Origin of the sequence: Erythrobacter alti (assembly GCF_037996805.1) — a bacterium.
Classification (GTDB): domain Bacteria; phylum Pseudomonadota; class Alphaproteobacteria; order Sphingomonadales; family Sphingomonadaceae; genus Alteraurantiacibacter; species Alteraurantiacibacter alti.
The window spans coordinates 331043-355624 of record NZ_JBBNAX010000007.1 but is presented as its reverse complement, the minus strand read 5'-3'; the positions used below and the strand labels follow the sequence as shown (position 1 = coordinate 355624).

At 61.0% G+C, this 24582-nt stretch carries 25 protein-coding genes; 9 read left to right on the top strand and 16 right to left on the bottom strand.

Going from position 1 to position 24582, the window contains the following annotated elements; translation table 11 throughout:
- Positions 1 to 128: 128 nt before the first annotated feature.
- The 5 genes from AAC850_RS09495 to AAC850_RS09475 all read right to left on the bottom strand — a co-directional run bounded on the left by AAC850_RS09495 (position 129) and on the right by AAC850_RS09475 (position 3629).
- The gene (locus AAC850_RS09495) at positions 129 to 434 is read right to left on the bottom strand and encodes a hypothetical protein (protein ID WP_340588494.1); all 306 of its coding nucleotides are present in this window, start codon (positions 432 to 434) and stop codon (positions 129 to 131) included.
- Between the two features lie 83 nt (positions 435 to 517).
- Entirely contained in the window at positions 518 to 802 is a 285-nt protein-coding gene (locus tag AAC850_RS09490; protein ID WP_340588493.1) for a hypothetical protein, read from the bottom strand.
- 73 nt (positions 803 to 875) lie between these two features.
- A complete protein-coding gene (locus AAC850_RS09485) occupies positions 876 to 1256 on the bottom strand; it encodes a PilZ domain-containing protein (protein ID WP_340588492.1) in 381 nt (126 codons plus the stop codon).
- A gap of 18 nt (positions 1257 to 1274) precedes the next feature.
- The gene (locus AAC850_RS09480) at positions 1275 to 1460 is read right to left on the bottom strand and encodes a hypothetical protein (RefSeq protein ID WP_340588491.1); all 186 of its coding nucleotides are present in this window, start codon (positions 1458 to 1460) and stop codon (positions 1275 to 1277) included.
- A gap of 135 nt (positions 1461 to 1595) precedes the next feature.
- On the bottom strand, positions 1596 to 3629 hold the full coding sequence (locus tag AAC850_RS09475) for a ribonucleoside-diphosphate reductase subunit alpha (RefSeq protein WP_340588490.1): 2034 nt from the start codon (positions 3627 to 3629) through the stop codon (positions 1596 to 1598).
- A 632-nt stretch (positions 3630 to 4261) separates the two neighbouring features.
- Here AAC850_RS09475 and AAC850_RS09470 point away from each other — a divergent pair.
- A complete protein-coding gene (locus AAC850_RS09470; RefSeq protein WP_340588489.1) occupies positions 4262 to 4483 on the top strand; it encodes a hypothetical protein in 222 nt (73 codons plus the stop codon).
- A 14-nt stretch (positions 4484 to 4497) separates the two neighbouring features.
- On the opposite strand, the gene nadB is transcribed toward AAC850_RS09470, so the two are convergent.
- Positions 4498 to 6087 (bottom strand): L-aspartate oxidase, encoded by a 1590-nt coding sequence (nadB, locus tag AAC850_RS09465; protein ID WP_340588488.1) that lies wholly within the window; start codon positions 6085 to 6087, stop codon positions 4498 to 4500.
- A 6-nt stretch (positions 6088 to 6093) separates the two neighbouring features.
- A complete protein-coding gene (locus AAC850_RS09460) occupies positions 6094 to 7035 on the bottom strand; it encodes an ABC transporter ATP-binding protein (protein WP_340588487.1) in 942 nt (313 codons plus the stop codon).
- Between the two features lie 55 nt (positions 7036 to 7090).
- Between AAC850_RS09460 and AAC850_RS09455 the strand changes: the two genes are divergently transcribed.
- The 3 genes from AAC850_RS09455 to AAC850_RS09445 all read left to right on the top strand — a co-directional run bounded on the left by AAC850_RS09455 (position 7091) and on the right by AAC850_RS09445 (position 8359).
- Positions 7091 to 7318, top strand: coding sequence for a zinc-finger domain-containing protein (locus AAC850_RS09455; protein WP_340588486.1), 228 nt, complete (start codon positions 7091 to 7093; stop codon positions 7316 to 7318).
- Between the two features lie 72 nt (positions 7319 to 7390).
- On the top strand, positions 7391 to 7798 hold the full coding sequence (locus AAC850_RS09450) for a DUF2059 domain-containing protein (protein ID WP_340588485.1): 408 nt from the start codon (positions 7391 to 7393) through the stop codon (positions 7796 to 7798).
- A gap of 6 nt (positions 7799 to 7804) precedes the next feature.
- Positions 7805 to 8359 (top strand): DUF924 family protein, encoded by a 555-nt coding sequence (locus AAC850_RS09445; RefSeq protein ID WP_340588484.1) that lies wholly within the window; start codon positions 7805 to 7807, stop codon positions 8357 to 8359.
- Here AAC850_RS09445 and AAC850_RS09440 read toward each other — a convergent pair whose 3' ends face one another.
- The 6 genes from AAC850_RS09440 to guaA form a co-directional block, all read right to left on the bottom strand.
- A complete protein-coding gene (locus tag AAC850_RS09440; RefSeq protein ID WP_340588483.1) occupies positions 8360 to 9148 on the bottom strand; it encodes a hypothetical protein in 789 nt (262 codons plus the stop codon).
- A complete protein-coding gene (locus tag AAC850_RS09435) occupies positions 9145 to 9801 on the bottom strand; it encodes an endonuclease III domain-containing protein (protein WP_340588482.1) in 657 nt (218 codons plus the stop codon). Before AAC850_RS09435 ends, AAC850_RS09440 begins: the two co-directional genes overlap by 4 nt.
- 6 nt (positions 9802 to 9807) lie before the next feature.
- Complete coding sequence (locus AAC850_RS09430; RefSeq protein WP_340588481.1) at positions 9808 to 10521, bottom strand: endonuclease III domain-containing protein; 714 nt, start codon at positions 10519 to 10521, stop codon at positions 9808 to 9810.
- 69 nt (positions 10522 to 10590) lie between these two features.
- Positions 10591 to 11049: a CHRD domain-containing protein gene (locus AAC850_RS09425; RefSeq protein WP_340588480.1), complete on the bottom strand. Its 459-nt coding sequence runs from the start codon at positions 11047 to 11049 to the stop codon at positions 10591 to 10593.
- A gap of 86 nt (positions 11050 to 11135) precedes the next feature.
- Positions 11136 to 12293 (bottom strand): alkene reductase, encoded by a 1158-nt coding sequence (locus AAC850_RS09420; protein ID WP_340588479.1) that lies wholly within the window; start codon positions 12291 to 12293, stop codon positions 11136 to 11138.
- Between the two features lie 150 nt (positions 12294 to 12443).
- A complete protein-coding gene (gene guaA / locus AAC850_RS09415) occupies positions 12444 to 14018 on the bottom strand; it encodes a glutamine-hydrolyzing GMP synthase (protein ID WP_340588478.1) in 1575 nt (524 codons plus the stop codon).
- A gap of 128 nt (positions 14019 to 14146) precedes the next feature.
- Between guaA and AAC850_RS09410 the strand changes: the two genes are divergently transcribed.
- The 5 genes from AAC850_RS09410 to AAC850_RS09390 all read left to right on the top strand — a co-directional run bounded on the left by AAC850_RS09410 (position 14147) and on the right by AAC850_RS09390 (position 21979).
- Entirely contained in the window at positions 14147 to 14527 is a 381-nt protein-coding gene (locus AAC850_RS09410; RefSeq protein ID WP_340588477.1) for a response regulator transcription factor, read from the top strand.
- A gap of 9 nt (positions 14528 to 14536) precedes the next feature.
- Entirely contained in the window at positions 14537 to 16699 is a 2163-nt protein-coding gene (locus AAC850_RS09405; protein WP_340588476.1) for an ATP-binding protein, read from the top strand.
- A gap of 866 nt (positions 16700 to 17565) precedes the next feature.
- A complete protein-coding gene (gyrB, locus tag AAC850_RS09400) occupies positions 17566 to 20058 on the top strand; it encodes a DNA topoisomerase (ATP-hydrolyzing) subunit B (protein WP_340588558.1) in 2493 nt (830 codons plus the stop codon).
- A 25-nt stretch (positions 20059 to 20083) separates the two neighbouring features.
- Complete coding sequence (locus AAC850_RS09395; protein WP_340588475.1) at positions 20084 to 21175, top strand: AI-2E family transporter; 1092 nt, start codon at positions 20084 to 20086, stop codon at positions 21173 to 21175.
- 78 nt (positions 21176 to 21253) lie between these two features.
- On the top strand, positions 21254 to 21979 hold the full coding sequence (locus AAC850_RS09390) for a M50 family metallopeptidase (protein ID WP_340588474.1): 726 nt from the start codon (positions 21254 to 21256) through the stop codon (positions 21977 to 21979).
- On the opposite strand, the gene AAC850_RS09385 is transcribed toward AAC850_RS09390, so the two are convergent.
- From AAC850_RS09385 to AAC850_RS09375, 3 genes are read right to left on the bottom strand one after another with little or no spacing between them, the layout of a single operon-like run.
- Positions 21963 to 23096, bottom strand: coding sequence for an endonuclease/exonuclease/phosphatase family protein (locus AAC850_RS09385; protein ID WP_340588473.1), 1134 nt, complete (start codon positions 23094 to 23096; stop codon positions 21963 to 21965). The two genes, AAC850_RS09390 and AAC850_RS09385, sit on opposite strands and share 17 nt — an antisense overlap.
- Before the next feature lie 31 nt (positions 23097 to 23127).
- Positions 23128 to 23952 (bottom strand): DUF1295 domain-containing protein, encoded by an 825-nt coding sequence (locus AAC850_RS09380; protein ID WP_340588472.1) that lies wholly within the window; start codon positions 23950 to 23952, stop codon positions 23128 to 23130.
- Positions 23945 to 24580: a 1-acyl-sn-glycerol-3-phosphate acyltransferase gene (locus AAC850_RS09375; protein ID WP_340588470.1), complete on the bottom strand. Its 636-nt coding sequence runs from the start codon at positions 24578 to 24580 to the stop codon at positions 23945 to 23947. The genes AAC850_RS09380 and AAC850_RS09375 overlap by 8 nt, the downstream gene beginning before the upstream one ends.
- Positions 24581 to 24582 lie beyond the last annotated feature (2 nt).

The window sequence follows — 24582 nt, the reverse complement described above, 5'->3', positions numbered from 1 at the left end:
AACCTATATAGGGAATCATACCACTGATTCGATAGCAAGCATGCACTTTGGGTCGGGGATAAAAGCCGGTAAGTTGTGGGTAGCGCGCGTCGCGGGTCCGCAACGCCGGAAAACGCGGCTTTTGCAGCCTATTTCTGGCCCTTGTCCATCCGCCGGGAGATTTCCAGCGCGATCAGGATCGGGGTCGCCCACAGCCAGGTCAGCAGCGCTGCTTCGCGCCAGCCGCCGCCATCCTGCGGCAGGCGGGCCGAGCAGCTGTAGATCTCGAGCAGATTGTCGGGCTGGCAGGTGGAGGGCCAATAGGCGCCCGAATAGAGGTAAAAGCCGAGCGCAATCCACGCGACCTGCGCGACATACAGCACGAAATAGCGCGAGACTTTCACCTCGCCATGCCCGTGATGCGTCGGAAATCGTTTGTGCAGTCGGCTCGCCATGGGACCTGCCATACGACACGAATGGTTAGGGAAGCCTTACCGTGGGACGCCTTGCAGGGAGAAACGGGCTTGCGTCAGCGGCGTCAACCGCGCCGTTTTTTCGAACCGAAAACGCTTCCGCCGCCCAGAACCGTTACGCCGAGAAAGAAGCCGAAATCGTACCAGCCGCCGGTGTTTGGCACGGCATAGACCGCGATATTCTCGCTGAACAGCGATCCGACCCAGGCGAAGGGGAAGATGAAACCGTGCCACAGCCCCCACCAGAAACCGGGAAATGGATGCCCCTGTTGCACCGCGCCATCCATCTGGCTGGCGCAGCCCGACAAAACCAGCAGCAGAGCGAGTCCCAAGGCGGTGCGTGCCATCATGTCCGAAATCCTCCGACCGGTTTCGGCGCAGGATGGGCAGGAAAGCGCGGCTTGGCAAGGCCGCGAAGTGCCTTCAGCAGAATCGTTGTCGTCCGTCGCCGATTATCGGTGTGAAGGTGCCGGGCGCGCCTTCGTCAGAGAAGTCGAAAACATGACTGTTGCGAAAGCTATTGTAGTCTTCCTCGTCGAGCGGCACGTCAAAGGTCACGCCGCATTCGCCATCGGCGCACCATTTGACATGCGCCTTGTAGGGACCGCGATCGGCGATGATTACCTGCAGGCTCGAGCCGGGTGGCAGCGTTGTCTCGCCAATTGCAAAGCGGCAGCCCCCGACCGACAGGTCGAGCAGGCGTACCGACACCGGCTCGCCTTGGCCGGTGAAATAGCGTCCCGGGACAGTCAGGACCTTACGGGGTTTCTTCCGCGTCTGCATGACCGTGTCGATAACAGCCACTGGTTTAGGAGCGGTAAATCAGCCCGTCGGACGGATGTAGATTGCGAATGCCATCATGAGCAGCATGGTGAGACCCATGATCAGGAACTTGCGGCCGCCGGGCACATCACCGCTGCGCATGAGCGTTGCCCCGCGCCACGCATTCAATATCGCCAGAATGCCGACCACGACGATGGCGGAGATGAAAAGCGTGTCCCGGTCCATATGCAATTTCCCTCGTTGAGCCGCCCCTGTTCACCCGGCGCGTGTGATCGGCAAGCCTTGGCGCCAGATGCAGCAAGGCGACGATCCATCACTCGATGAACCGCCGCCCTGCAATCACTCAGCCAGACCGGATGGTTACTGACAAGCCAGACATTCGTCGTAGTCGGTCGTCGGCAGCTCGTATTTCGCCACTTCGCCGGTGTTGTCCGCTTCCACGCCGCCGGCAAAGCCTGCGCGCTGCACGCTCTTGGAACGCAGGTAATAGAGCGACTTGATGCCCTTTTCCCATGCCTGGAAGTGCAGCATCGCCAGGTCCCACTTGTCGACATCGGCAGGGATGAACAGGTTCAATGACTGCGCCTGATCGATGAAGGGCGCGCGGTCGGCGGCGAATTCGAGCAGCCAGCGCTGGTCGATTTCGAAGCTGGTCTTGAACGCGGCCTTTTCCTCGACCGACAGGAAATCGAGATGCTGGACGCTCCCATCCTTTTCGAGGATCGAGTTCCAGATCGTGTTCGAATTCTTGCTCTTCTTGTCGAGGATCTTCTCGAGATAGGGGTTCTTCACGATGAAGCTGCCCGACAAGGTCTTGTGCGTGTAGATATTCGCCGGGATCGGTTCGATACACGCGCTGGTGCCGCCGCAGATGATGCTGATCGAGGCGGTCGGAGCGATCGCCATCTTGCAGCTGAACCGCTCCATCGCGCCCATTTCCTCGGCATCGGGGCACGGCCCGCGTTCCTTGGCGAGCATCATGCTGGCCTCGTTCGCCTTGGCATTGATGTGCTTGAACATCTTGAGGTTCCATACCTTCGCCATGGGGCTTTCGAAACCGATACCCTTGGACTGGAGGAAGGAGTGGAAACCCATCACGCCCATGCCGACGCTGCGTTCACGCTCGGCGGAATATTTGGCGCGGGCCATCTCGTCGGGCGCGCGGTCGATATAATCCTGCAGCACATTGTCGAGGAAGCGCATGACGTCCTCGATGAACTGCTTGTCGCCTTCCCACTCTTCCCACTTTTCGAGGTTGAGCGAAGACAGGCAGCACACGGCAGTGCGATCATTGCCGAGGTGGTCGATACCGGTCGGCAGGGTGATCTCGCTGCACAGGTTGGAGGTCGAAACCTTCAGCCCCAGGTCGCGATGATGCTTGGGCATCATGCGGTTCACCGTGTCGGCAAAGACGATGTAGGGCTCACCCGTTGCGAGGCGCGTTTCGACCAGTTTCTGGAACAGCGAGCGCGCATTCACTTTGCCGCGAACGCTGCCATCCTTGGGCGATTTGAGCTCGAATTCCTCGCCAGCGCGCACCGCTTCCATGAAGTCGTCGGTCAGCAGCACGCCGTGGTGCAGGTTCAGCGCCTTGCGGTTGAAGTCGCCCGATGGTTTGCGGATTTCGAGGAATTCCTCGATTTCCGGGTGGTGCACGTCGATGTAGCAGGCGGCCGAGCCGCGGCGCAGCGAACCTTGCGAGATTGCCAGCGTCAGGCTGTCCATCACGCGCACGAAGGGAATAATGCCGCTGGTCTTGCCGTTCAGGCCGACCGGCTCGCCAATGCCGCGAACATTGCCCCAATAGGTGCCGATGCCGCCGCCCTTGGAGGCCAGCCAGACATTCTCGTTCCACGTGCCGACAATGCCATCGAGGCTGTCGGACACCGAATTGAGATAGCAGGAGATCGGCAGGCCGCGCGTGGTGCCGCCGTTCGACAGGACGGGCGTTGCGGGCATGAACCACAGGTTCGAGATATAATCATACAGCCGCTGCGCGTGTTCGGCATCATCGGCATAGGCGTCCGCGACGCGGGCGAACAGGTCCTGGTAGCTTTCACCCGGCAGCAGGTAGCGGTCTTCCAGCGTTTCCTTGCCGAAAGCGGTCAAATTGGCATCGCGCTCTGCATCGGTTTTCACGTCGAAGCGGCGCGGCTGGATGGTTTTGGAATCGCTGTCCGCCTTGGACGCAGCGCGCGTGGCCTCGGCCAGCGCCTCTGCCGTCGCTCCGGCTATTTCGGCAGCGATCAGTTCGTCGGTACCGGCGTCTTTCTTGTCCATGCTTACTGCCTCTTTGCGCGCCTTTTTGGGCGGGCTTTTCGTGTTTTCCGGGGCATCTCCCGCGACATTATCTTCCAGACCCATCGCCGCATCATCTCCGTTCCGAAATTCCATTAGCCCCGTTTCCCGTCCGTCTTTGCGGAGGATGTACAGGTTCAATGCCTGCCATCTCTCCAATGTTCCATTTGTGTTCGACTCGGCAGGCCACTGCCTATCTAGTCGTTCACAGCGATTTTCTCACCCGTCTGGAGGCAAAAACTTGTCCCCCGTCTTGTCCACCCGTCGTCCACGCCTATTCCACCGGCCGTCCCCGAAATGCTCCACAATCGCAGCGAATCCGACCCCGTCGCGCGAAATGCACGCTGTAGGCCAAAATCTAGGTCTTGTGGGTGCCCCCGGCATTACGACCACAACCCATAGTGAATCAGCGCGGACTCGCACGCAAGAGGGTTAAAAAGAATTTACCGAGTCAAGAGACGATATCGCAAGGGTGTATGAACCACACAACACGCCGCGACGCGCGGATTTCCCATGACTCGCGCAATGCGCAAGAGGCAAAATCAATCTGCGGAAAAAAATCTGTGCGGTTTCACAAAAGTGGATCAAACGGGGTGAGCATTGAATCAAAAGAATCAGGCCGCGCAATTTGCTTGCGAATTGTCCACCAGAGGGGCCGCTGCGTTGGATCACGGGCGCAATTGCGCTAGAGAATCGGCCCGACGGATTTCACTGGGAACGGGTGCACCATGATCGCTTTCCTCAAGGCCATACCCTTCGGCATATTCCTGACCGTGGTGGTCGCGCTGTTCATGGGCTCGGGCGGCGCGACCGGCGGAATGCTTAACATCTTCAAGGTCGATGTGGACTACGCTCCCCTGATGCTCGATTTCAGCTTCTACTGGAGCTGGATGCTGTTCCTTGGCGGAACCTTCCTCGCCTTCGTCTTCGTGCTGATGATGGGGGATTGAGGGGTCTGGGCGCGCTAGGGCACCAGCACCGTATCCACCGCGACCTGATCGGTTTCCGGATAGTCGAGCGTGTAGTGCAGCCCGCGGCTTTCGTGGCGGTGTAGGGCGCTGCTCACGATAAGGTCGGCGCATTGGTGGAGGTTGCGCAATTCGATCAGGTCGGTGGTGACGCGGAACGCGCCGTAATAGTCCTCGATCTCCTTGCCGAGCAGGTCGATCCTGTTGCCCGCGCGCTCGAGCCGTTTGGTGGTGCGCACGATGCCGACATAGTTCCACATCATGCGCCGGATCTCGGTCCAGTTCTGCTTGATGACGACCTCTTCATCCGAATCGGTCACGCGGCTTTCGTCCCATTCGCGCACCGGCGGCGGCGCTTCGAACCCGTCCCAATGGGCGAGGATATCGCGTGCTGCCGCTTCGCCGAAGACGAAGCATTCGAGCAGCGAGTTCGACGCCAGCCGGTTCGCCCCGTGCAGCCCGCTTTCGGTGACTTCACCCGCCGCATAAAGCCCCGGCAGGTCGGTGCGACCATCGAGGTCGATCACCACGCCGCCGCAGGTGTAATGCTGCGCGGGCACGACCGGGATCGGACCCTTGGTCATGTCGATGCCCAGCCCCATCAGCTTTTCATAGATGGTGGGGAAATGCTGCTTCACGAATTCCGGCTCTTCGTGGCTGATATCGAGATGCACGTAGTCGAGGCCGTAGCGCTTGATCTGGTCGTCGATGGCGCGTGCCACCACGTCGCGCGGGGCCAGCTCCATGCGCTCCCGGTCATATTCTTCCATGAAGCGATGGCCGGTCTCGGGGTGGAACAGCCGCCCGCCCTCGCCGCGCACGGCTTCGGTGATGAGGAAATTCTTGACGTCGAGATTATACAGGCAGGTCGGGTGGAACTGCATCATTTCCATGTTGGAAACGCGCGCGCCTGCCCGCCATGCCATCGCAATCCCGTCGCCCGTCGCGCCGCGCGGTGCGGTGGAGAACTGGTAGACGCGGCCTGCGCCGCCCGCCGCCATGATCGTGGCCTTCGCGGTATAGGCCTCCACCTTGCCGGTCGCGGTATCGAGGGCATAGGCACCCCACACACGGCCTGATCCTGAATATTTGACCTCGTGCCGCCCGGTGATGAGATCGACGCAGGTGCGATCGGGCAGCAGGGTGATGTTGGGGCTTTCCTCCGCCGCCTTGAGCAGCGCGGCCTGCACCGCCCAGCCGGTGGCATCATCGACATGGACGATCCGGCGATGCGAATGGCCGCCCTCTCGGGTGAGGTGGAGGTCGCCGCTCTCGCGGTTGAACGGCACGCCCAGCTCGCACAAACGGTCAATCGCGCGCGGCGCGCCCTCGATAACGAATTCCACCGTCTCGCGGTCGTTCAGCCCGGCGCCCGCCACCATCGTATCGCGAACGTGGTTCTCGAACGTGTCGCCCGCATCGAGCACAGCAGCGATTCCGCCCTGTGCCCATGCGGTCGAGCCGCTTCGCAGCGTACCTTTGGCGAGGACGAGCACCTTGCAAGTCTCCGCCAGCGTCAGCGCAGCCGTCAGCCCCGCCGCGCCGGAGCCGATGATCAGGACGTCATATTTATGGCTGTCAGGCAATTGTCGCTACGCCCCCTCGGCAGGTGCAGTCAGTTGCACGAAGACATCTTCCAGATCGGCTTCCCGCGTGGTTACATCCTCGATGCCATAGCCGTGCTGCTGGATCAGCGCGAGCACCTGCCCAGCACTCGCAGCGTCACGGTTGTAGGTCACTTCGAGCACGCGGTTGTCGATCACTTCGGCCTTGGTGAAGGCTTCTTCCATGATCGGCCCGCCCAGATCCTTGTCGAGCGAGACGCGAACGATCTTCTCGCGCGCCATGTCGACCAGTTCGCGGGTGGTCTTGTTGGCGATCAACTCGCCGTGGTTGATGATAGCGATCCGTTCGCACAACTGCTCGGCTTCCTCGAGGTAGTGCGTGGTCAGAACGACGGTCACGCCCTCGGCATTCATCTCTCCCACCAGGTCCCACAACTGGCGGCGCAATTCGACATCGACGCCGGCGGTCGGTTCATCCAGCACGAGGATCGGCGGCGAATGGACCATGGCCTTGGCGATCAGCAGCCGCCGCTTCATCCCGCCCGAGAGCGTGCGGGCATAGGCATTGCGCTTGTCTTCCAGCCGCACCGCTTTCAGCAGCGCTTCGGATCGCCTGAGCGCCTTGGAAATGCCGTACATGCCGCCCTGGTTCTCGAGCACTTCGAAAGGCGTGAAAAACGGGTCGAACACGATTTCCTGCGGCACGATGCCTATATTCAGCTTCGCATTGCGATGGTCGCTGTCGATATCATGGCCCCAAATATTCACGCTGCCGCCGGTCTTGTTGACCAGCCCCGCCATGATATTGATCAGCGTCGACTTGCCCGCGCCATTGGGGCCGAGCAGGCCGAAAACCTGCCCTTGCGGCACATCGAAGCTGACACCTTTCAACGCCTCCTTTGCAGGGGACTTCTTGTTCCCGGCATAGGTTTTGCGAAGATCGCGTATCTCGATTGCTGATTGCGTCATCGCCGCGCTCTTAGGGGCTTTTCCCGTGCCTCGTAAAGCGATAGGAGCACGCCTTATGGATCAAGCACCCGAAACCACAATCGTCGATACCCCGCGCGTCTGGTGCGATGGCGCCGGAGACATTCGCGGCGGCGAGAACTACAAGCCGGTCAGCCTGGGCCATCCGCGCGTGTGGATGCAGATTGACGAGAAAGGCTATGTCGATTGCGGCTATTGCGACCGCCGTTTTGTTCTGGAAGGCGGCCCGGCGGACGACGGGAACGTGCCCGACGCTGCTGCGTAGGGGCGCTTCACCCCATTTTGTCAGCCTGTGTTCAGTGAAATTGTGCTAGATGCCTTGGTCAGGAGAAACACCATGAAAAAGCTTCTAGCCGCATCTGCCGCCACGATCGTGCTGGCCATGTCGTCCCCCGCGCTCGCGCAGGACCGAGCCGAACGCGCCGAGAATGCCTTTGCCGAACTGGTAGAGGGCCGCGTCGCAGGCGAGCCTACCACCTGCATCAGCACCTTTATCTCCCACCGCCTGCGCGTAGTCGAGAATGTCGGCCTCGCCTATGAACGCGGTGATACGCTGTGGGTCGCACGGGCACGCAACCCGCAGAACCTGACCAATTGGGACATTCCCATTATCGAACGTTATGGCAGCCAGCTTTGCCGCCACGACGTGACGCGCACGATCGACCGCAGCACCGGGATTTTCTCGGGCGTGCTCTTCCTCGATGACTGGGTACCCTACACCGAAGCCGAAGACTTCGAAGGCTGATCCGGCGTGGGCCTGGCGCCAAGGCGCTGGGCCGCCGAGATCCTGTATTTCTGGTTTCACGAACTGTCCCCGCGCGATTGGTGGGGCGGATCTGACAAGCTCGACACCACGTGTGCCAAGCGCTTCCAGCCCGAGCTGGAGGCGCTTCGCACATCTCCTCCCGAAACATTCCTGACCGACCCGCGCGGCGCGCTCGCCGCCGTGCTGCTGTTCGACCAGATGCCGCGCAACATCTATCGCGGCACGCCGCGTGCTTTCGCGCTCGATCCGCTCGCCCGGTCGATTGCGCATGGCGCTCTTGATGCAGGCTTCAATGCGGCTCTCCCGCGCCGCTGGTCGCAATTCCTCGCCATGCCGCTGATGCACAGCGAAGACATTGCAGACCATCGCCGCTCGCTGGAGGTCTTCCGCCGCATCAATGGGGGCCGCAATCTGGGTTTCGCCCGCAGCCACCACCGGATGATCGCACGCTTCGGCCGCTATCCGCATCGTAACCGCATATTGGGCCGCGACATGACGCGCGCCGAGCAGCGCGCGATCGATGCCGGATTTGCGTGGTAATCAGCCTTTGGGCTTCAGCAGCTTTTCAGGCCGCATCCGCTTCGCTTCGTCGAACAGGCCATAGGTCTTGTTGACGTAATTCGACACGTCGATGATCGAATTGAGGTAGCCATCTAGCTCTTCGGTCATTTCCTGTTCGACCAGGCGCACGCGGGCAGAGGGATTTTCGGTCTCGAAAGAGACATAGAACCACGGCTCTCCGCGGGTCAGCTTCAGCGGCTTGGTAATATCATACCACTCGAACGCCCATGCCATCGGTCGCGGCCAGATATGGATCGGAAATCGTCCGCCCATTGCAACGCCCGGGCGCGGTGTGGGGAACCAGTGAAGATAAGGCTCGGTCTGCACGACATAACAGGGCTGATCTGCCACGAAGACATAGGGCGCGGTGAATTGCAGGATCGGCCGTTCAGGGTGGCGCCACTCGTTGGGCGGCTGCAATTGCAGCAGGTTCGCGCGGCCCTGCGGACGCATTCCGGATTGCTCCCCCTTGCCATCGGTCAGCTGCAGCTGGCCCTGCGCATTTTTTGTGAATGCCAGCTCCAGATCGACCGGACACGGCACCACAAAATGCCGCCGGTCGAAGTCGATGGCGGCAGGACATGCCTGGATCGACTTGGCGCTCGCAGCCTTGCTGTCGGATCGGCTGAAGGTCTTGGGCGGCGCCCAGATCGACTTGGCCTTGACGTCCCATTTGACAGTCCAGCCAACCGTGACCGTGCGCGGCTTGCCCCGCGCCTCTGCCTCGGCTCCGCCTGCATCCTCGGCAAAGTAATTGTCCCAGCTCATTCGCGTTCCTCTAGCATGGCGTAATATTCACATAGGTCGCTGACCGGACACACATCGCACTTTGGCGCGCGTGACCGGCAAATCCGCTTGCCGAACTGGATGAGCCAGAAGTGACCATCGTGCAAGGCCCAGTCCGGAGAGCGTTCTTCCAATTGCTGCGCGGTTTTTTCGGCCGTTCTAGCATCGGTCAGCCCGATGCGGTTGCACACGCGGTGGACGTGGGTGTCGACCGCAATCACATCCGCGCCGAAGGTAAAGCTCATCACGATATCGGCACATTTTCGGCCGATGCCGGGCAGGCTGAGCAAGCCTTCGCGTGTGTCGGGCACGACCCCGCCGTGCTGGGCCAGCAACGCCTCGCAAAACTTGCGGATATTGCGCGCCTTGTTGTTGTAGAGCCCGCTTGGCTTGATCGCGGCGGCTACTTGCGCGTCGGTCAGCTCGAGCATGGTTTCGGGCGTTGTGGCGAGCGCGAACAGCGCCTTGCTCGCCTTAGCAGTATTGGCATCGCGCGACTGGGCTGACAACATGCATGAGATACAACTACGGAAGGCATCGGGCTGGCCCTTTGGTCCCTTTGCATCCCGCGTTCGCCCCGGCATCGCTGCAGAGAGCCGCCGATAGACTTCTTCCACTTGATCAAGGGCCAGCATTACTGATCAGCGGTCGGCAGCGCGCACGGTTCCGGTCTTGCATAGTGCCTGCGCCGGGCACTCCTCACACAGGAGCGTCGACGGGCGACAATATTCCTGCCCCACCTTCTTCATCAGCAGGTGATGTTCGTCGAAATCGGCTCCGTTCCATTCGGGCGGCATTGCGGGCATGATCGCGGTAAAAGCGCGGCTGGTGTCTGCCTTGGGCGGGACTAGCCCCATGCGCTGCAGGATGCGCGTGTGGTGACCGTCAAGCACGATGGCGCGCCGGTCGAGCGTGCTGGCATTCATGACCCCTGCCGCAATCTTGCGCCCCACGCCGGGAAGCTGCTCGAGCCAGTCGATCGCGTCGCCCGTAGCCATTGGCTCGAGATGCGAAAGGTCGACCTGCCCGCGTCGCCCGGCCAGATCCTGCAGGCAGGACTTGAGCCGTTTTGCGGCCATGTTGGGATAGGTCTGCGTGACAAGGGCCGCCTGCAATTTGTCAAGCGGCGCCTCGGCAACCTTCTCCCAACTGCCGTAGCTTTGCAGCAATTGATCGGTGGTGGCGTTTGAGATTTCGGACTTCGTGCGCGCACCTATCACGCCCTGCACCAAGACCCATTCGGGCCTGCGTCTGGCTTCCGCGGCCCGCTCTATGCGACCGAAGCGCTGGATCAGCAGCGGCTGGAGGCGGCGCAAGATCTCGGTGCGCGGGTCGGGGCCGAGGGGTAATTGCATGAAAGCCGCTATCGCGCGGAGTTCCCCGTGCGACAACGGCTTTCAAAGTCGGAATAGACGATCGGCGACTTAGTTGTCGTCGTCGCGCAACTGCCCGCGAATTGCGCCGTTCGGGAATTCGGCAGTGTGGACATTCACGTAGAATGCGCCGGGTGCGGCCTCGAGGAATTCCTGCGTCCATTCGCTGGCATCGGTACAGCCGGTGTAATCGCCGGTATTGTCACGGCGCAGCGTGAAGACCACCGGACCATCGACGCCTGCTGCACCGCGATGGATATGGGCTGCAGTAATCGGGCCGATGCCGCGCACATCGTTGATGTCCCAGCAGACCTGACCGAGTTCGTCAGAAATCGATATTTCCGCTGTGCCATACCCGTCGGTGTCTCCGCCGCCGACTTCGGCAGCGCCGGTCAGCGTGGCGTAATAGGTTTCCGCGATTTCTTCTGCGACCGCCTCTTCAAGCGTGGCGCAGCCTGCTAGTGCAAGCGATGCCGCGGCGGTGGCGGCGAGCGATAATCCATGTTTCACAATATTCTCTCCTCAATTTCATCAACTTCCCTGTGGGACCTCAACGAAGCAGACGCGCTGGATGTTCCCGGGGAGGGTTCCAACGCTTATGGTGTGGGGAGAGGATCGAGCACGGCATCGGCCGCTTGGTAGTCGACGTATCCTTGTGCTCCGCCGCCGTAGAATGTCGCCTGGTCAGGATCATTGTACGGGCCGCCCTTGGCGATACGTTCGGGCAGGTCGGGGTTGGCAATGAATTGCCGCCCGAAGGCCACTGCATCGGCACGGTCGTCTTCGATCCAGCGCGCGGCATCTTCGGGCGACAGATTGCCGTTGGCAATGAACGCACCGTCGAAACGGGTGCGCATGTCCTTTAGAATGGCATCGCCATCGCTCTGATTGCCGCTTTCGCCGCCATGATCGGTTGCCCGCACCACGTGGAGATAGGCAAGCCCGCGGCCTGACAGCAGCGCGGCAGCGGCAGGATAGGTTTCTTCGGGCCTGGCATCCGCGCTGCCGCCCGCGCCGCCAATCGGCGTCAGACGAACGCCAACGCGGCCTGCGGGAAGCTCCTGCGTCACGGCATCGATGACCATGCCGAGGAAGCGCAAGCGGTTCTCAAGGCTGCCGCCGAATTCATCGGTGCGCGAGTTGACGCCGGATCGCATAAACTGGTCGATCAGGTAGCCATTGGCTGCATGCACTTCGACCCCGTCGAACCCGGCTTTGGCCGCCTGCCGTGCAGCGTGGCGGTAGTCCTCGATCACGGCGTCGATTTCCTCGCGGGTCAATGCGCGTGCCTCGACATGCGGCACCAAGGGACCATCGGGATGCTTGTCACCGACAAATGCCTCGCCAGCGGGCGTCCACGCGCTCGAAGAAACAGGTGCGCCGCCATCGGGCTGGAACACCGGATGGCTGACCGCGCCGACATGCCATAGCTGGCAGAAAATCCGTCCGCCGGCATTGTGCACGGCATCGGTAACCAGTTTCCAGCTTTCGACCTGCGCATCGCTGTGTATGCCGGGCGTCCAGGCGTACCCTTGCCCTTGTTGGCTGATCTGCGTGGCCTCTGACACGATCAGCCCGGCACCAGCGCGCTGGGCATAATAGAGCGCGTGCAGGGCGGTCTGCGTATTGCCGTCAGCCTCGGATCGGCTGCGCGTCAGCGGTGCCATCCAGATGCGGTTGGGAAATGTGATCGTGCCTGCCGTGAGCGGCTGGAACAATGTTGCGGTGTCGGTCGGATTGTCGCTTCGTGCCATGTCGTATTGTCCTTGTATGCGGCGCAATGCCTTTGCACCGGTCAATGGACAGATGGTGTTGGCGTTCCGCTGCAGCGCACAAGGATTAGTTTACGCAGGTCAAGTTTGCGTGCGGGCCAAGTTGGCGGAAGGCCCGGCGACAACTCCGTACTATTCCCATTCAATCGTTCCGGGCGGCTTGCTCGTGTAGTCATAGACCACGCGGTTGATGCCTTGCACTTCGTTGACAATGCGCGTCGCGCATTGCGTCAGGAAACTGGCATCGAAGGGATAGACATCGGCGGTCATGCCATCGGTGCTGGTCACCGCGCGCAACCCGCAGACGCTGTCGTAGGTGCGGCTGTCGCCCATCACGCCAACGGTCTTGACCGGCAGCAGCACGGCAAAGGCCTGCCAGATAGCATCATACAGGCCCGCGTTGCGGATTTCCTCGAGGTAGATAGCGTCGGCCTTGCGCAAAATGTCGCAGCGTTCCTTGGTCACTTCGCCGGGGATGCGGATGGCAAGACCGGGGCCGGGGAACGGATGGCGGCCGACGAAGATATCGGGCAGGCCCAGCTCGCGTCCCAGGTCGCGCACCTCGTCCTTGAACAATTCGCGCAAGGGTTCGACCAATTGCATGTTCATGCGTTCGGGCAGGCCGCCGACATTGTGATGGCTCTTGATCGTGACGCTCGGCCCGCCGGTGAAGGACACTGATTCGATCACGTCGGGATAGAGCGTTCCCTGCGCGAGGAAATCGGCACCGCCGATCTTCTTCGCCTCGGCTTCGAACAGGTCGATGAAGGCCTTGCCGATGAACTTGCGCTTCTTTTCCGGATCGGTCTCGCCCGCGAGGCCGGACAGGAACATTTCCTCCGCATCCACATGCACCAGAGGGATGTTGTAATGGTCGCGGAACAGGGTGACGACCTGCTCGGCCTCGTTCATGCGCATCAGCCCGTGATCGACGAAAACGCAGGTGAGTTGCTCGCCGATAGCCTCGTGGATCAGCACCGCCGCCACGGCGGAATCGACGCCGCCCGAAAGGCCGCAGATGACCTTGCCATCGCCCACCTGTTCGCGGATTTCGGCGATCTTGGTCTTGCGGAACTCGGCCATCGACCAGTCGCCCGCCAGCCCGCAGACATGGCGCACGAAATTGGCGAGCAGCTTCGCGCCATCGGGCGTGTGATAGACTTCGGGGTGGAACTGCGTGCCGTAATATTTGCGGCTTTCGTCCGCGATCACCGCGAAGGGCGCACCATCGCTGGTGGCGACAATATCGAAGCCATCGGCAAACTGCGTGACCTTGTCACCATGGCTCATCCAGACCTGGTGACGCTCGCCCACTTTCCACAAACCGTCGAACAGCGCGCATTCTTCGGTAACGGTGAGGAAAGCGCGGCCGAACTCGCCGCCATCACCCGTTTCGTGGCCGGGACGCACTTCGCCGCCAAGCTGGTGCGTCATGACCTGCTGACCGTAACAGATGCCAAGGATCGGCAATCCGCTTTCGAACAATATGTCCGGAGCGCGCGGGCTGCCTTCTTCGGGCACGCTGGCAGGCGATCCCGAGAGGATGATGCCCTTGGGGCTCATCCGCTTGAACGCTTCTTCGGCCATGCTGAACGGCGCGATTTCGGAATAGACGCCGGCCTCGCGCACGCGGCGCGCTATCAGCTGCGTTACCTGGCTGCCGAAATCGACGATAAGGATGGAATCGGGGAGATGGTCTGGCTGCATAAGGGGCGCTTAGATGGGCAGGGCCGCGCCTGTCCAGCATCGCATGGTCGCTGGCACTATCTGTTAACCGTTTGCTGCTAGCATCGCACACGACACCCGGTCTGCCCGGATTCAGGAAAGGCCAGTAGATGGCACGGATTATCATTGCTGATGACGACGAGTTCTTTGTCGATCTGGTGCGCGCTGCGCTTGAACCGCTTGGCCATGCTGTGGGAGCCTTGAGTGATGGCGACAATGTCAGTGCCGTGGTCAACAGAAAGCAGCCCGACCTGTTGATCCTCGACTGCTCCATGCCGGGCAAAACCGGGATTGCTGTTCTGCGCGAAGTGCGCGCTTCGAAGACTTACCGCGTCCCGGTCATCATGATTACGGGACGCACCTCTCATGCTGATGAAGACATCGGCTATCAGGCGGGCGCCGACGATTATATGCGCAAGCCGGTAGACCCGGATAACCTTGTTGTTCGCGTGGAAGCCCTGCTGCCTGAACCCCTGCGTCGCGCTGGCTGATATCCACGCATGACAAACGATCCGGGCTTGGCAGTGGCAGCTCGCAGCGAAGCCACGCCAACCTACCCAAAGGGTGCGATCATCCTTGCGCTGATCGCCATCGCGCTGGTCAGCTTTGGCGGTGTCGCGGTCAATTTGCTTGTGGGTGAGCGATTGAAGATCATCACCAATTCGCAAATCGAAGTCCTTCAATCGGTTCAGGAAATTTCCTTCATCAATACCCAGAAAGAGGAAGTGATCGACATTGCGTTGGTCGATGGCGACCTGCGCCGGCTTGAACAGGCGTTAATTCTGCAGGGAAACCTGCGCACCACGCTTTCACGCCTGGAACGTGCCATTCGGCTTCCCGAAAACCGCATTGCTTTCCGCGATGCATTTAATGTTGAGAGCGAACTTCGCGCGGCCGAGGAGCAGCAGGCCTTGTTGATTGCGGCTGGGCGCTTGCAGGATGCGCGCGCGCTGGACCTCGACCCGCAGCGCCGAGCCTTCATGCATCAGATCGAGCAGATCAAACAGCGTTCACAGCATTATGTTGCGGAGAGCGGTGGGCACATCGATTTCTGGCTGCAGCTCAACTTGATGGTCAATCTTTTCGCGAGCCTTCTGGTCGGTGCCACCCTGTTCCTGATGATCAGGCGAACACGAGTCTGGGCGCGGCAGCTAACCCGCATGGAACGCGAGGCCCGCGTTGCAGCGCAAGCCAAGGCAGACTTCCTCGCAACGATGAGCCATGAAATCCGTACGCCGCTGAACGGCGTGATCGGGTTTGCCGACTTGTTGCTCGATGATAGCGAACTGACAGTAGAACAGCGGCGGCAAGTTGGCCAGATTCAGGGTGCAGGCTCCATGCTTCTGGCCGTGGTCAATGACATTCTCGACTTCTCGCGCCTGGACGCAGAGAAACTGGAACTCGATATCGCGCCTCTCGCGTTTGAGGGCCTGTTAGACGACTGCATCTCGATAGTCGGTCAGATGGCGCGGGAGAAAAACCTGCTGATGTCACTCGATGTGGATCCGGCGCTGGCTGACCGCTATCTGGGTGACGCCGACCGATTGCGACAGGTCGTGCTCAACCTGCTGAGCAATGCTATCAAGTTTACCCCTGCAGGGGGCGTCAGCCTATCCGCGAAGGTCGCCGACAGCGTCGGCGAGCGCGACCGGGTGATCATAGAGGTTGCCGATACAGGTATCGGTATTGCAGCTGACAGGATCGAGCAATTGTTCCAGCCCTTCACGCAGGCCGACAGCGGCATTTCGAAAAGATTTGGCGGCAGCGGACTGGGCCTGAGTATTTGCCGCCGGCTGATCGACCTGATGGATGGTACGATCACGTTGAAAAGCGATCCGGGCTGCGGATCGACTTTTACCATCAGCCTCAGCATGGTCCGCTGCGATGATGCGGTCGCGGAGCAACCCGAACATGGCGCGGCGGAACCTGGTGCGCGCATTCTTGTGGTCGAAGACTTGCCCATGAACCGCGAGATCGCGCTGGGAATGCTGGCGCGCAGTGGACACTCGGTCGAAGTCACCGATAGCGGTGAGAATGCGATTGCCATGCTGCGTGATGGTGCTTTTGAACTGGTGCTGATGGATATCCAGATGGCCGGCATGGATGGTGTCGAGACAGCCAAGCGGGTGCGCGCCCTGCCAGGCGCTGCGGGCCGCGTGCCGATCCTTGCAATGACCGCAAATATCCTGCCGCAACAGGTTCGCAGCTATCTCGACGCGGGGATGAATGGCCATGTGGCCAAGCCCTTACGCCAAGGGCATCTCGACAAGGCGATTGCCGATGCCCTCGGTGCCAGTCAGGCCCGGGCAGAAGTGGTCGATCTCACGCAGAGCTCCGATGGGTTTGACGAAGCGGCATTTGACCGGATCGCAGCGATCTTGCCCCTACCCAAGCTTGAAACGCATCTCGCTACATTATCCGCCTTGACGCGGGAAATTGCCAAAGGCCAACTGCCAGAGGCTGAAACACAAGCGGGCGTACATAAGATAGGTTCGCAGGCAGGCGCGCTAGGCCTGTTCCGCCTTGCGACCGCTGCTCGTCAGTTGGAGGACTGCTTGTTTAATTCGCTGCCAAGCGATCTGGCTCGTGCCAGGTTTGCGGAGGCAGCGGGTGATACCGATCTTTTCGCACGACCGCGTCTGGAAGCTCGCCTTGCAGCGTGATAACCCGCAGGCAGTTTTACCAACGCGCGCAATTCGCTTGAAAATTTCAGACCGTCACAGTTCGAAATTTAACAACACCTGACGACTTCTTCGCAATTGCACAATTGATTGCTGCAATGCACAAGAGGCTAGCGGTTGCATGTCGCGCCGCGGAGCGAAAGGCCTTACGCCCATGACCGATGTCGTCACACGGATCAAAGCCGGAATGCTGAGCTTTATCGAAACGATGGGGAGCTACGACAGCTCCACCTACTGAAGCGAACCGGCGCCGTTGCGAAATACGCAACACTTGTCGAATATTTCACAATTGTAGTATTTTGGAATAGTCTCCACATGGGCGGGGAAAGCGCGGTCGGGCAAATCTGCCCCTCGCGCCAGCACCACGAAAAACCAACAGGACACCGACCATGCGCAATCTCGCCGCCAATTTTCTCGCCTCCATTGCAGCAGTTTCGATCAGCTCCACGCTGCTGCTCGGCATTCTCTGAACACTGAGTTGCGCAAGACGCAACACTTGTCGACAATTTCTCATTTGAGTAATGATGTTGCGCCAGCTATTTGACGCTCATCCGGCGTGCCAGGGTAAGTGGCGCGCTCGTCGATTGAACCCCTGACCCGGAATTTCTCTCCCCCCTCCCCATTCCGGGTCAACCCATAAATGGCCGTCACCGCCGCCGAAGAGGCCGCGGGGCGGCCATTTTTGGTTTGCACGGCAATAACTGTGGAACAGTGCCGCGGGGTACAGCGTAGTCCTTCCTATTTGCCCCCGGGAAACCTATATCCCCGGTATGAAAAATACCCCGGAAAACACGACCGAAAATATTGCGGAAACCGCGCCCGAATCCAGCCCGAACGGCGGGAAGCGGATGGGCGAATATGGCGCTGAAAGTATCAAGGTTCTCAAGGGCCTCGACGCGGTGCGCAAGCGTCCCGGCATGTATATCGGTGATACCGACGATGGATCGGGCCTCCACCACATGGTGTTCGAAGTGTCGGACAACGCCATCGACGAAGCGCTGGCAGGCCATTGCGACCTGGTGCTGATCGAGCTTAACGCCGACGGATCGGTCAGCGTCGAAGACAATGGTCGCGGCATTCCGGTCGACATCCACAAGGAAGAAGGCGTTTCCGCCGCAGAGGTCATCATGACCCAGCTGCACGCTGGCGGTAAGTTCGAAAACACCTCGGACGACAATGCCTACAAGGTGTCGGGCGGATTGCACGGCGTGGGTGTGTCGGTGGTCAATGCGCTGTCCGAATGGCTCGAGCTGCGCGTCTGGCGCGACGGCGAGGAGCACTGGATGCGCTTCGAGCATGGCGATGCGGTGGAATCGCTGCGCGTGGTAGACGATGCTCCATCGGTGGCCAGCAATGGTGACGACAACGGCCTGAAAAAGGGCACCCGCGTCACCTTCATGCCCAGCACCGACACGTTCAAGAACGTGACCGAGTTCGATTTCGAGAAGCTGGAGCACCGCTACCGCGAGCTGGCTTTCCTCAATTCGGGCGTGCGCATCATGATTCGCGACAATCGCCACGAAGAACCGCTCGAACATGACCTGTTCTACGAAGGCGGGATCGCTGCATTCGTCAAATATCTTGATCGTAACAAGCAGCCTCTCGTTGCCGAGCCGATTTCGGTGAGCGCGGAGAAGGACGGTATCGGTATCGATGTCGCGCTGGAATGGAACGATTCCTATTACGAAAACGTGCTCTGCTTCACCAACAACATTCCGCAGCGTGATGGCGGCACCCACCTTGCCGCCTTCCGTGCTGCGCTGACCCGCACGCTCAACAATTACGCGCAGAATTCGGGCCTGATGAAGAACGCCAAGGTCTCGCTATCGGGTGAGGACATGCGCGAAGGCCTGACCGCCATCGTTTCGGTCAAGCTGCCCGATCCCAAGTTCGGTTCGCAAACCAAGGACAAGCTTGTCAGCAGCGAAGTGCGCCAGCCGCTCGAAAGTCTGATGGGCGAGAAGATGACCGAATGGCTTGAGGAAAACCCCGCCGACGCCAAGGCGATTGTCGGCAAGATCATCGACGCTGCCGCTGCGCGCGAAGCCGCCCGCAAGGCGCGCGAGATGAGCCGGAAGGGCGCGATGAGCGTCGCCAGCCTGCCGGGCAAACTGTCCGACTGCCGCGAGCGCGATCCGGCGAAATCCGAGATCTTCCTGGTCGAGGGTGATTCCGCCGGCGGCTCTGCCAAGAGCGGGCGTGACAGCAAGTATCAGGCGATCCTGCCGCTGAAGGGCAAGATCCTCAACGTGGAACGCGCACGCTTCGACCGGATCATCAGCTCCAAGGAAGTGGGTACGCTGATCCAGGCGATGGGCACCGGCCTGCGCGATGAATTCAACCTCGAAAAGCTGCGCTATCACAAGATCGTGATCATGACCGACGCCGACGTCGACGGTGCACATATCCGCACGCTGCTGCTCACATTCTTCCACCGCCAGATGCCCGACATCATCAAGGCCGGGCACCTGTTCATTGCGCAGCCGCCGTTGTTCAAGGTCGCCAAGGGCAAGAGCGAGGTCTATTTGAAAGATCAGGGCGCGCTCGATCGCTACCTAGTCGAAAACGGCTTGCAGGACCGCGTGCTGGAAACCGCTGGCGGTGCGCGCTCGGGCGCCGATCTGGCCGATTTGGTCGAGAAGGCGCTGCTGCTCAAGAACCTGATGGCTTTTGCCCCGCGCAAGTATAATCCTGCAGTGATCGAGGCAATGGCGATGGCAGGCGCGCTGGAACCCGGCGTTACCGAAAGCGATCGCAACACGCGCCTTGCCCATGCCGCCAACCAGATGCAGCTCAGCGATCCGGAGGCCGACTGGTCGGCACGGGTTACCGAAACGGGTGATGTCCGCTTTGACCGCGTGTGGCGCGGCGTGACCGATGTCCACCTGATCGAAGCCAAGTTCCTCGACAGCGCCGAGGCACGCAAGCTCCACACCCGCGGTGTCGAGCAGGCCGAAACCTATTCCAGCCCCACACGATTGGTGAAGGCGGGCAGCGGTGAGGCGCAGGCGACCGAAGAGGCCGCTGAGGACAGCGATGGCGATACGCCGCCAATCGATCCCGACAATGCAATCACCCGCCCGTCGCAACTGCTCGAGGCAGTGCTTGCTGCCGGGCGCAAGGGCCTGTCGATCAGCCGCTACAAGGGTCTTGGCGAGATGAATGCCGAGCAGCTCTGGGAAACCACGCTCGATCCGGAAAACCGCGAGCTGTTGCAGGTGAAGGTCGAGGATGCCGACGTGACCGACGAGATCTTCACGCGCCTGATGGGCGACGTGGTCGAACCGCGCCGCGAATTCATCCAGGACAACGCCCTCAACGTCGCCAATCTGGACGTCTGACGCGCATGGCAGGGGGGAAGCGCGTATGAAAACCGCAGAGGGTCGCAAATCGCTCGAGAGCGGCAGCTATCTGGTGTTTCTTGCGCTTGTCACCCTAGCCTTCATCGCGGTTATCTGGCCTTTCGTCATGCCGATCCTGTGGGCGACGCTGGCCGCGATCATGTTCCAGCCTTTGTACCGCTGGTTCTGCGAAAAAATGGGCGGTCGCAACCGGGCGGCTATCGCAACGCTCCTGCTCATCACGATTGCCGTCATCATCCCCGCCATTTTCATCGGCGGTGTCGTGGTGGAACAGGCAACTGCGCTCGTGCTCGCCTTTCGCGAAGGCCGGATCGATGTCGCCGGGTGGTTCACCACGGTCCAGGAGGCGCTGCCACAATTCGTGCGCGACAATCTCGACCTCGAAGGGCTGGGAACCGCCGAACTGGTACAACAACGCGCGCAGGAACTGGCGCGGGAAAGCTCCGGCCTGATCGCACGCGAAGCACTGGCGATCACCGGCAGCGCGCTGGGCTTCGTCCTTGCATTCGGCGTGGGCCTGTATGTCGCCTACTTCCTGCTGCGTGACGGACGCGAAATCGGCACTCGCCTGCTCGCGCATATACCGGTGGCGGGCGATATAGCCGAGCGTCTGGCGGAGCGATTCCTGTCGATCGTGCGCGCCACGGTAAAGGGGTCGATTGTCGTCGGACTGGTGCAGGGAGCATTGGGCGCGGCGACATACTGGATTGCGGGCGTTCCCTCGGTCGTCTTGCTCGGCCTGCTGACCGCGCTGTTTTCCCTGCTGCCCGCAATCGGCCCGGCCATCGTCTGGGCACCGGTCGCGATCTACCTGCTGGCGGTCGGCGATATCTGGCAAGGCGTGCTGGTCATCGTTTCGGGCGTGGCGGTGATCGGGATGGCCGACAATGTGCTGCGCCCCATTCTCGTCGGCCGCGACACCGGCATTCCCGACTGGATGATCCTTATTTCCACCCTCGGCGGGATTGCTGCCATGGGGCTGGCAGGCATCGTAATCGGTCCAATGGTAGCAGGCCTGTTCCTTGCGGGCTGGTCGATCCTGTATCTCGAACGCAATCCGCAACTGGCGCAGGCCAGCAGCGTCGAAACCGCCTGACCGCGCAATGCGGTCATTCGTCGATCTGTTACCGCCGGGGACTTGCACCCGAGCCGGTGCGATACCGATATAGCGCGCATGTCAGCATTTCGCGTGTCTCCCGGAAGCCAGGAAGAGCAGGTCGGTCGCCTGATCATAGCAGCGGTGCTGGTCACCGCTCTGCCCAGCCTGCCGCTCGGCAACTACCTCATCTATCCTTTCACGATCCTCACCACGTGGTTTCACGAGATGGGTCACGGTTTGACCGCGCTGGCGCTGGGACTGGATTTCGATCAGCTCGTTATCCTCTCCGATGGCTCGGGCTATGCCGAAAGCGTGAGCCAAGGCGAGGTGTCGCGTGTTTCGAGCGCCTTGATTGCGGCAGGCGGACCGATTGGCCCGTCGCTTGCCGGAGCGTTGTTGATCCTTGCCAGCAGCCGCCATGATTTTTGGAAACCGGCGCTGTTCGCACTGGCGGGCTTCATTGCCTTGTCGGTGCTGATCTGGGTGCGCAGTGCGACCGGGCTGATCGTCTTGCCGCTGGTAGCCGCAACACTGGGGTGGACCGCATGGCGCGGTGCCAACTGGCTCAGGCTTTTCGTGCTGCAATTCCTCGGCTTGCTCGGCGCGATGAGCATGTTCCGCGACTGGGACTACCTTTTTTCCGAAAGCGCCGTGATCGGCGGACGACCGATGCTGTCCGATACCGGCGCGATCGAGGCAGGTCTGTTCCTGCCGCATTGGGTCTGGGCGATTGTGATCATCGCGCTATCGGCGGCAATGATCGGGGCCAGCCTGAAATACGCGCTTAATCGGCAGGGCTGAGCGCCTCGTGCTCATCGCCGTCGTTGATCGGGGTCAGCCGTTCGGCATCCGGTCCTTCGCCGCCTTCTGCCGCATCGTCCAGTTCCTCGCGCGCGTCATCCATCGCTTCGCCGGTCAGTTCCGGCGCCTCTTGCTGCGGAGCGAAACGAGCCGCCTGCTGGCAGAGCTCGACCTCCAGCGGGAAGTGATCTGAGCCCACCGCAGGACCACGAGCGAAGTTGATCACGCCAAAATCGTCGGTGTGGAACAGGTGGTCGAGCGGCCAGCGCATCAGCGGATTGGTCGCGTCGAAACTCGCGTGATAGCCGCGTCCGATGCGCGGATCGATCACCTGGCCGACGCGCTGGAATGTCTCGGTCACATGCGACCATCCGACATCGTTGAAGTCGCCCACCACGATTGTCGGCCTGCCCGATCCGCGTACGAGATCTGCCAGCAACATCAGTTCCGCATCGCGCTGCCCGCTATCCTGACCCGGATGCGGCGGGCGCGGATGGACTGCGAACAAGGTCGGCATGCTGCCGTCCTCACGCCGGATGCGGGCGCGAATGGAGGGCGTGCCGCCTCCGGCCAGTTCGTTGCGTTCCACATTCACCAGTTCGAGCCGCGACCACAGCGCCATGCCATAGGTGTTGTCCTGCGGTATCTTCACCGAATGGGGGTAGTCGGCATCGAGCGCCGCAGAGAGAGCATCAGTCCACGCCTGGTCGTTTTCCATGGCGAGGATGATGTCCGCATCCTGTTCCAGCAAATACGCAATGGCGCGGTCGAAATCGCGATTGTCCTGCAACACGTTGAGCGAGACGATATGCAGCCGGTCCACCGCCGGGCAATTGACCGCGTCGACCGCCTGCTTGGGCGCAAGGGCCGAATAGGGCAGGATCTGGACGAGCTGGTAGCCAAGCGCCAGCACGCCGACGCCAACCCACAGCACAAGCCTTTTTGACTTGGTGGCGAACAGGAGGACAATTGCCAGCGTCAGCAGGATCGACATTTGCAAGCGCGGAAAGTCGAAAACCCTGACCCACCATTTGTCGACTGCCACCATCCCGACAAGCGTGGCGATGGCGATCAGGATGACGATCAGGCGGGCAATGCGGGCTGTCCAGGTGTTCATCGTGCTGCCCTTGCACGTACGGGCTGGCCTGTCACGTCTGATGGCTCTTTCGCGCGCGCTTCGGCGGCATCGGAATGAATGCGGAAGTGCGGCGCACATAGCTGGCGAATTCTTCGCCGTATTTGTCGCGCATACCGATCTCGGTCATCGCTGCACCTGACCATCTGACGAGCGTGAAGGTCAGGAAAATCGGGCCGGCGACGGTCCAGGCTACTGCGGCAGGATCGACAGTCATCGCCACCAGCCAGATACCCCACCACACGCAGGCGTCGCCAAAGTAATTGGGATGGCGGGTGTAGCGCCATAAACCGCGGTCCATGACCTTGCCCCTGTTCTGCGGATCGGCTTTGAAGCGGGCCAGTTGCCGATCCCCGACCCATTCGAAAATCAGGCCGATTGCGTAGAGCGCAAGGCCGGGAAGCGCCCAGATGGACAGCGATTGCTCCGATGTTGCGGCAAGCACGCCAACCTGCATCGGGCTGCTCACGAGCATGATGAGCACGGCCTGCAGCAGCCAGACTTTCCACAGCGATGTCATGGCGAACTGCCGGAATTCGTCCGGCGGTGGCAGGATGTTCCTGTAGCGCTTATCTTCGCCGCTGTTCATGTACCGGCGTAGCAGGTAAATGCCTAACCGCAGCCCCCAGACAAAGGTCATCAGGAACAGGATAATGGCCACATCCGACGGCTTGGCGGTGCGCAAATGGGCAATGATGCTCGCCAGCGCCAGTCCGGCCATGGCAAAACCCCACACCGCATCGACAAAGCTGACTTCGCGCAGGCCCAGCGACACCAGCCACAGCAGCAACATGGCCACCAGAAGCATCGCGAAATTGGCGAGCAGCCCGTCAATCACTGGGCGCTCGCCCGACATCCTCCACTTCACCGCGCGCCTGCGCTGCCAGTATATCGAATCGCTCGCATTCAGGTCGGTTGGCCTTGTAGAATTCGGCGATTCTGGCGAGGTCGGCGTGGAAGTCACCCGTGGTATGAATGGGCTCACCCAGCCCGCCGCGGCGCGCTTCGTGATTGACCCATGCCGGCACGATAGGGATCCCCGCGCCGTGGGCGATATGGTAGAAACCGCTGCGCCAGCGCCCATCGGAGGAGCGGCTGCCTTCGGGCGCCACGACCAGCGCAATATCTTCTGCCTCGTGGATCGCGCTGATCACGTTCTGCACGTAATTGCCCTTGCGCGTACGATCCACAGGGATACCGCCCATGTCGTACATGAAGCGTGTCATCGGCCATTTGAACAGCGTGTGCTTGCCCACGAAGCTGGGACGAATACCCATTTCCTTCACCGCTCCGGCAAAGAAGATGAAATCCCAATTGGTGGTGTGCGGTGCGCCGACAAGGATATACTTCGGGATATCGGGCGCGCGCCCTTCGAGCCTGAAGCCCTGCAACCTGTAGAGCATGCGCAGGATACGCCAGACAATCCGGGAAAGGATCGTCGCTTTGCGGCTATGTGGTGTGACCAAAA

What these genes read in the sequence shown, in the direction of transcription:
- AAC850_RS09480 (WP_340588491.1), bottom strand. Translation starts at nt 1,460, where the DNA reads ATGGACCGGGACACGCTTTTCATCTCCGCCATCGTCGTGGTCGGCATT.
- AAC850_RS09420 (WP_340588479.1), bottom strand. Translation starts at nt 12,293, where the DNA reads ATGGCACGAAGCGACAATCCGACCGACACCGCAACATTGTTCCAGCCG.
- AAC850_RS09430 (WP_340588481.1), bottom strand. Translation starts at nt 10,521, where the DNA reads ATGCAATTACCCCTCGGCCCCGACCCGCGCACCGAGATCTTGCGCCGC.
- AAC850_RS09470 (WP_340588489.1), top strand. Translation starts at nt 4,262, where the DNA reads ATGATCGCTTTCCTCAAGGCCATACCCTTCGGCATATTCCTGACCGTG.
- AAC850_RS09495 (WP_340588494.1), bottom strand. Translation starts at nt 434, where the DNA reads ATGGCGAGCCGACTGCACAAACGATTTCCGACGCATCACGGGCATGGC.
- AAC850_RS09385 (WP_340588473.1), bottom strand. Translation starts at nt 23,096, where the DNA reads ATGAACACCTGGACAGCCCGCATTGCCCGCCTGATCGTCATCCTGATC.
- AAC850_RS09455 (WP_340588486.1), top strand. Translation starts at nt 7,091, where the DNA reads ATGGATCAAGCACCCGAAACCACAATCGTCGATACCCCGCGCGTCTGG.
- AAC850_RS09450 (WP_340588485.1), top strand. Translation starts at nt 7,391, where the DNA reads ATGAAAAAGCTTCTAGCCGCATCTGCCGCCACGATCGTGCTGGCCATG.
- AAC850_RS09410 (WP_340588477.1), top strand. Translation starts at nt 14,147, where the DNA reads ATGGCACGGATTATCATTGCTGATGACGACGAGTTCTTTGTCGATCTG.
- AAC850_RS09390 (WP_340588474.1), top strand. Translation starts at nt 21,254, where the DNA reads ATGTCAGCATTTCGCGTGTCTCCCGGAAGCCAGGAAGAGCAGGTCGGT.
- AAC850_RS09475 (WP_340588490.1), bottom strand. Translation starts at nt 3,629, where the DNA reads ATGGAATTTCGGAACGGAGATGATGCGGCGATGGGTCTGGAAGATAAT.
- gyrB (WP_340588558.1), top strand. Translation starts at nt 17,566, where the DNA reads ATGGGCGAATATGGCGCTGAAAGTATCAAGGTTCTCAAGGGCCTCGAC.
- AAC850_RS09395 (WP_340588475.1), top strand. Translation starts at nt 20,084, where the DNA reads ATGAAAACCGCAGAGGGTCGCAAATCGCTCGAGAGCGGCAGCTATCTG.
- AAC850_RS09490 (WP_340588493.1), bottom strand. Translation starts at nt 802, where the DNA reads ATGATGGCACGCACCGCCTTGGGACTCGCTCTGCTGCTGGTTTTGTCG.
- guaA (WP_340588478.1), bottom strand. Translation starts at nt 14,018, where the DNA reads ATGCAGCCAGACCATCTCCCCGATTCCATCCTTATCGTCGATTTCGGC.
- AAC850_RS09460 (WP_340588487.1), bottom strand. Translation starts at nt 7,035, where the DNA reads ATGACGCAATCAGCAATCGAGATACGCGATCTTCGCAAAACCTATGCC.
- AAC850_RS09405 (WP_340588476.1), top strand. Translation starts at nt 14,537, where the DNA reads ATGACAAACGATCCGGGCTTGGCAGTGGCAGCTCGCAGCGAAGCCACG.
- AAC850_RS09440 (WP_340588483.1), bottom strand. Translation starts at nt 9,148, where the DNA reads ATGAGCTGGGACAATTACTTTGCCGAGGATGCAGGCGGAGCCGAGGCA.
- AAC850_RS09435 (WP_340588482.1), bottom strand. Translation starts at nt 9,801, where the DNA reads ATGCTGGCCCTTGATCAAGTGGAAGAAGTCTATCGGCGGCTCTCTGCA.